This window comes from Streptomyces sp. NPDC059456 (assembly GCF_042750055.1).
Taxonomy (GTDB): Bacteria; Actinomycetota; Actinomycetes; order Streptomycetales; family Streptomycetaceae; genus Streptomyces.
In genome coordinates this window covers 1-6,133 of record NZ_JBHYVA010000521.1, presented here as the reverse complement: position 1 = coordinate 6,133, position 6,133 = coordinate 1, and the positions used below count along the sequence as shown (strand labels likewise).

The window sequence follows — 6,133 nt, the reverse complement described above, 5'->3', positions numbered from 1 at the left end:
GGGGGGGGGGGGGGGCGGGGGGGGGTGCGGGGGCGGGCGCGGGGCCGCGGGGCGCGGGCGGCGCGGGGGCCCCCCCGCCCCCCCGGCGGGGGCGCCGCCGCCGTCAGGCGGGCCGCCAGCGCCCGGGCCGCGGAGGCCAGGAAGTCCGGGGTGTGGACCGTGAACGGGACCGCGGTCAGCGCCAGCCGGGCCGCCGTCCACTCCGGGGACTCCGCACTGTGGAACCGCACCCGGCAGCCCCCGTCCGAGGGCTCGGCGTGCTGCTGGAGCCACACCGGCAGGACATCGGCCGGGGCCTCGAAGGAGACGTCCACCGGGTACGTCTCCCCGCCCCGCATCCCGCGCCGGACGAATTCCGCCGCCTCCATCGGCAGTTCCCGCGGGGTGAACCGGGCGCCCGTCGCGAACGGTTCCGCCACCCGGTCCACCCGGAAGGTCCGCCAGTCCTCCCGGTCCAGGTCGTACGCCATCAGGTACCACCGGCTCCCGGTGCTCACCAGCCGGTACGGCTCCACCAGCCGCCGCGAGGCCACCCCGTCGCGCGCCCGGTAGGCGAAGCGCAGCCGCTCCGGGCCGGCCACCGCCGAGGCCATCGTCGTCAGCGTCCGCGGGTCGATGCTGGCTCCGTCCCCGCGGGCCACCGCGATCGTGGCCGACTGCAGCGCGCCCACCCGGTGCCGCAACCGCCCCGGCAGGACCTGCTCCAGCTTCGCGAGGGCCCGTACGGACGCCTCCTCGACGCCCTCGATCGCGTGCCCGGCACCCGCCCGCAGGCCCACCGCGATCGCCACCGCCTCCTCGTCGTCCAGCAGCAGCGGCGGCATCGCGGCCCCCGCCACCAGCCGGTACCCGCCGTCCGCGCCCAGCGTCGCCTCCACCGGGTAGCCCAGCTCCCGCAGCCGTTCGATGTCGCGCCGGATGGTCCGCGGGCTCACCCGCAGCCGCTCCGCCAGCTCGCTCCCGGGCCATTCGCGCGGGGTCTGGAGCAGGGACAGGAGGGTGAGCAGCCGTGCGGGGGTGTCGGTCATGCGATCCAGATTGCCATGGGAAATAGGACACCATCTGACCTAGATCCCGTCTAAGTTTCTGCCATGACCACCGAGACGACCTCGCCCGCCGACCGCCGCCGCTGGCTGGCGCTCGCCATCGTGATGACAGCGTCCTTCATGGACCTGGTCGACGTCACGATCGTCAACATCGCGATACCCAGCATGCGTCAGGACTTCGGGGCCTCGACCAGCGCGATCCAGTGGATCACCGCCGGCTACGCGCTCGCGTTCGCCGCCGGCCTGATCACCGGCGGCCGTCTCGGTGACATCTACGGCCGCAAGCGCCTCTTCCTCGCCGGCGTCGCCGGCTTCACCGCCGCCTCGCTGCTCTGCGGCGTCGCGGCCGACCCCTCGATGCTCGTCGCCTCCCGCCTCCTCCAGGGCGGCATGGCGGCCCTGATGGTCCCGCAGGTGCTGGCGATCATCCACGTCACCTTCCCGCCGCACGAGCGGGGCAAGGTCTTCGGCATGTTCGGTGCGATCGTCGGCCTCGGCGCGGTCTCGGGACCGATCCTGGGCGCCCTGCTCACCGAGTGGGACCTCTTCGGCCTCGAATGGCGCACCATCTTCCTGATCAACCTGCCCGTCGGCATCGCGGCCGTGATCCTCGGCCGCAAGTTCATCTCCGAGTCGAAGGCCCCCAAGGCCCTGCGCCTCGACCTGGTCGGCGTCGTCCTCGCGACCCTCGCCCTGGTCCTGCTGATCTTCCCGCTCACCCAGGGCCGGGAGAACGGCTGGCCGCTGTGGGGCTTCGTCTGCATGATCGCTTCGCCGGTCGTCTTCGCCGTCTTCATCGCGTACGAGAAGCACAAGATCAAGAAGGACGGCTCCCCGCTCGTCGAGCTCTCCCTCTTCAAGGTCAAGAGCTTCGCCGGCGGCATCGCGGTCCAGCTCACCTTCGGCCTGGTGACCGGCATCTTCTTCCTGGTCTGGACGCTCTACATGCAGATGGGCCTCGGCTGGACCCCGCTGCACGCCGGCAGCACCGGCATCCCCTTCTCGATCGCCGTCTCCGTCGCCGCGGGCCTCTCCGTCGAGAAGCTCGTCCCCCGCTTCGGCCGCAAGGTGCTCCAGGCCGGCGCGCTGGTGATGGCCGCGGGCCTGCTCCTCTACATCTGGGAGGCCCGGCACTACGGGATGGGCATCGCCTCCTGGCAGATGGCCGCCCCGCTGGTCGTCATGGGCGTCGGCATGGGCCTGATCGTCGCCCCGCTGAACGACACCATCCTGTCCCAGGTGCCGCGCGAGCACGCCGGCTCCGCGTCCGGCCTGATCAACACCACGGGCCAGATGGGCAACGCGCTCGGCCTCGGCCTCACCTCCGTCGTCTTCTTCGGGCTGATCGACGACGACCGGGTCCTCGGCGCGCCGTACGTCAACGCCTTCCACAGCGCGCTGTGGTGGATCGTGGGCGTGCTCGTCGTGATCTTCGCGGTGATGTTCCTGCTGCCCCGCACGCCCCTCCCTGTGGAGCAGCGCGAGGGCGGCTCCGAAGCCGCCGCGGCCGCTCCCGAGGCGGTCCCCGCCGGGTAACCGGCCCCGGCCCCCTTCCGACGGGCGTGTCCGCTTCTGTTGGCGGACATGCCCGTTTGCTTTGGTTTCGGGGCATACCGGCGTACGGTAGGGCGTAATCCGCAGAGCCGGACACCCGGCCCCGCCCCACGGACACGAACCCCCATGTACGCACCCGAGCGCCAGCAGGAGATCCTCCGCCTCGCCCGCGAGGCGGGGCGCATCGACGTCCTCTCCCTCGCCGACCGCTTCCAGGTCACCGCCGAGACCGTACGCCGCGACCTCAAGGCCCTGGACCGGGCCGGCCTCGTCCGCCGCGTGCACGGCGGGGCCATCCCGGCCGGCCGCCTCGACTTCGAACCGGACCTCACCGAGCGCGAAACCGCCCGCGCCGGCGAGAAGGACCGCATCGCGGCCGCCGCCCTCGCCGAACTCCCCGAAGGCGGCAGCATCGTCCTCGACGCGGGCAGTACCGTCGCCCGCCTCGCCGCCGCGCTGCCCGTCGACACCGCGCTCACCGTGGTCACCCACGCGCTGCCCGTCGCCGCACGGCTCGCCGACCACGCCGGAATCGACCTCCACCTCGTCGGCGGCCGGGTCCGCCACCGCACCCGGGCCGCCGTCGACGCCTGGGCCCTGCGCGCCTACGCCGAGATCCGCGCCGACGTCGCCTTCCTCACCGCCGGCGGCTTCTCCGCCCACGGCCTGACCACCCCCGACCTCGCGGAAGCCGCCGTCAAACGGGCCGCGATGGCGGCCGCCCGCAGGGTCGTCCTGCTCGCAGACTCCTCGAAGGCGGGCCGGGAGCACTTCGCGTGCTTCGGCTCCTTCGCGGACGTGGACCTCCTCATCACCGACCAGGGACTCGCCCCCGCCCAGCGAGCGGCCATCGTGGCCGCCGGTACGGAAGTCGTGCTCGTATGATCCTCACCGTCACCCCGAACCCCTCCCTCGACCGGACGTACGAGGTCCCCTCGCTGGACCGCGGCGCGGTGCTGCGCGCCACGCACGACCGCGTCGACCCCGGGGGCAAAGGGGTCAACGTCTCCCGCGCGGTGGCCGCCGCGGGAGCCCCCACGACGGCGGTCCTCCCGCTCGGCGGCTCTCCCGGCGCACTGATCGCCGAACTGCTGGGCGCCCAGGGCGTGGACGTCACCGTGGTGAAGGTGGCCGGGCAGACCCGCTCCAACATCTCCGTCGTCGAACCCGACGGCACCCTCACCAAGATCAATGCGCCCGGCCCCGGACTCACCGAGGAGGAATCCGCCCTCCTGCTCGAAACCGTGCGCACCGCGTCCGGCGACCCCGCCTGGATCGCGGCCTGTGGCAGCCTCCCGCCCGGCCTGCCGGACCAGTGGTACGCGGACCTGGTCGCCCGCGCCCGCGAGACCGGAGCCCGGGTCGCACTCGACACCTCGGGCCCGGCGCTGACCGCCGCCCTGGCCGCCCGCCCCGACCTGGTCAAACCCAACGCCCTGGAACTCGCCCAGGCGGTCGGCCGCCCGCTGACGACCCTGGGCGAGGCCGTCCGGGCGGCCCAGGAGCTCCGCTCCCTGGGCGCGGGCGCGGTACTGGCCTCGCTGGGCGCGGACGGCCAGCTCCTGGTCAGCGCCGAGGGCACCTTCCACGGCACGGCGCCCGTGACCGCCGTCCGCAGCGACGTCGGGGCGGGCGACGCCTCCCTGGCCGGCTTCCTCCTCGCCGGCGGCGCCGGCCCCGAGGCCCTCGCCGCGGCCCTGGCCCACGGCGCGGCCGCGGTCCAGCTCCCCGGCAGCGCCATGCCGACCCCGGCGGACCTGCGCCCCGGGGCGGTCCACATCACCGAGAACCCGCCCCCGGACCACCCCCTGTCCACCCGCGCCCTGTACTAGGGGGTGTCACCTCACCCGGGCGCGGAGTTCCATCGCCCCGCGGGCGGCCACCTCGCTCTCGTACACCTCGCACATGTGCCGGCCGTCCGGCGTGGCCGTGTGCTCCACCTCCCACAGGCTGAGCTCGCTCCCGTCCAGCAGCACGAACGAGTGCTCGTACAGGCTGAATCCGGCGCCCCGTCCGTCCGCCATGCAGTGCCGCGTACCGAACGCCTGCGTGATCTGGTGCGCGTACGCCGACCTCAGCAGCAGCGCCGTCCGCTCGCCGGGCCGGTCCGGGTTCTCCGCGCGCCGCAGCACGCGGCGGGCGTGGTCGGCGGACTCCTCCACCGCGTACTCCCGCTGCCGCTGCGCCGGAGGGGTCGCCGCGAACAGCGCGCTCAGCGCCGCCGCATCGTCGTCCGCCTCCTCCTCGACGGCGGCCAGCACCGGATCCAGCGCCGGGTCGAACGCCGCCTCCGCCGGGGCCTCGCCGAACAGCCGGGCCACGGCCAGGCAGGCCTCCGCCTTGCCCACGAAGACCTCGTGCCGGATCGTCCGGTCGCCCTCCAGCCGGTACACCAGCTCCCACAGGGACACCGAACCGCCGTCGGACAGCAGGTACGTGTGCCGGTGGGTCTCCCGCCACACCCCCGCCGCCGGGCTGTGGTGGGTGGTGTACAGGGAGGAGCTGTGGGCGAGCGCCGTGCCGAGGCGCTCGACCAACCGGTCCGGCAGGTCGAAGGAGTTCAGGGCGCGGCCCAGGAGTCGCTCGAGGTGCGCCTCGGTTGTCTCGTACGGATCGCTCAAGGTGGGTCTCCAGGCCGTCGCAGCTAGTGACTTCGCGGAAGCTCAACGTAGCCCCTGGGTCTGACATCACGTCCGGGGTTCGGTAAAACGTCCGGGAAGCATCCGGGGTTCCCGCCACACCTTCAGGTCAACTTCCGCAGGGATGTGCATGGTTCGGCCCGGTCTGTACCGGAGCGGTGGAACATGGGCCGTATGGCAACGAAAACAGTGGAACTTCCCCGCCAGCAGGGGCGGCCCCGCGGCGATCACGAGGGCGAACCGGCCGCCACCCCGCGGACGTTGGCCTGGCTGCTGGCACTGACCGGGGCCGCCGGGGTGCTGGCGTCCTGGGTGATCACCCTCGACAAGTTCCTCCTGCTGGAGGACCCGGACTTCAAGCCCGCCTGCAGTCTGAACCCGGTGGTCTCCTGCGGCAGCGTCATGAAGAGCGACCAGGCGGCGGCCTTCGGCTTCCCCAACCCCCTGCTCGGACTGGTCGCGTTCGGGGCCGTCGTGTGCGTCGGCGCGGGCCTGCTGGCCGGCGCGCGCTACCGCGGCTGGTTCTGGCTGGGACTGAACGCCGGCACGGCCTTCGGAGTCGGCTTCTGCACCTGGCTGATGGTCCAGTCGCTGTACGAGATCAACGCGCTCTGCCTGTGGTGCTGTCTGACCTGGGTGGCCACGCTGCTGATGTTCTGGGCGGTCACCGCCCACAACGTCCGCACGGGGACGCTGCCCGCGCCCCGGCCGGTGCAGGGCTTCTTCGCCGAGTTCGGCTGGGCCCCGCCCGCCCTGCACATCGGAGTGATCGGGATGCTGATCCTCACCCGGTGGTGGGAGTTCTGGACCGGGTGACGGCCCGGCGCGCACGAGGGCCCCCGCAGCGGGTGGCTGCCGGGGCCCCCCGCACAACGCTCCCCGGGCGGGACCGGC

At 73.5% G+C, this 6,133-nt stretch carries 6 protein-coding genes; 4 read left to right on the top strand and 2 right to left on the bottom strand.

Annotated features, from left to right (window positions below):
- Positions 1–1,028, bottom strand: a 1,028-nt coding sequence (locus ACFXA3_RS32235) for a helix-turn-helix transcriptional regulator (protein WP_385192593.1), incomplete at its 3' end; no start/stop codon positions are given.
- 63 nt (positions 1,029–1,091) lie between these two features.
- Here ACFXA3_RS32235 and ACFXA3_RS32230 point away from each other — a divergent pair.
- From ACFXA3_RS32230 to pfkB, 3 genes are all read left to right on the top strand, one after another.
- Positions 1,092–2,582: an MFS transporter gene (locus tag ACFXA3_RS32230; RefSeq protein WP_385192591.1), complete on the top strand. Its 1,491-nt coding sequence runs from the start codon at positions 1,092–1,094 to the stop codon at positions 2,580–2,582.
- A gap of 144 nt (positions 2,583–2,726) precedes the next feature.
- A complete protein-coding gene (locus ACFXA3_RS32225; protein ID WP_385192589.1) occupies positions 2,727–3,485 on the top strand; it encodes a DeoR/GlpR family DNA-binding transcription regulator in 759 nt (252 codons plus the stop codon).
- Positions 3,482–4,432 carry a 1-phosphofructokinase gene (gene pfkB / locus ACFXA3_RS32220; protein ID WP_385192587.1) on the top strand — a complete coding sequence of 317 codons (951 nt, stop codon included), beginning with the start codon at positions 3,482–3,484 and terminating at the stop codon, positions 4,430–4,432. Before ACFXA3_RS32225 ends, pfkB begins: the two co-directional genes overlap by 4 nt.
- 6 nt (positions 4,433–4,438) lie before the next feature.
- Here pfkB and ACFXA3_RS32215 read toward each other — a convergent pair whose 3' ends face one another.
- A complete protein-coding gene (locus ACFXA3_RS32215; protein ID WP_385192584.1) occupies positions 4,439–5,221 on the bottom strand; it encodes a DUF6227 family protein in 783 nt (260 codons plus the stop codon).
- A 183-nt stretch (positions 5,222–5,404) separates the two neighbouring features.
- Here ACFXA3_RS32215 and ACFXA3_RS32210 point away from each other — a divergent pair, with 183 nt between their 5' ends.
- A complete protein-coding gene (locus ACFXA3_RS32210) occupies positions 5,405–6,055 on the top strand; it encodes a vitamin K epoxide reductase family protein (RefSeq protein ID WP_385192582.1) in 651 nt (216 codons plus the stop codon).
- Positions 6,056–6,133: the final 78 nt, after the last annotated feature.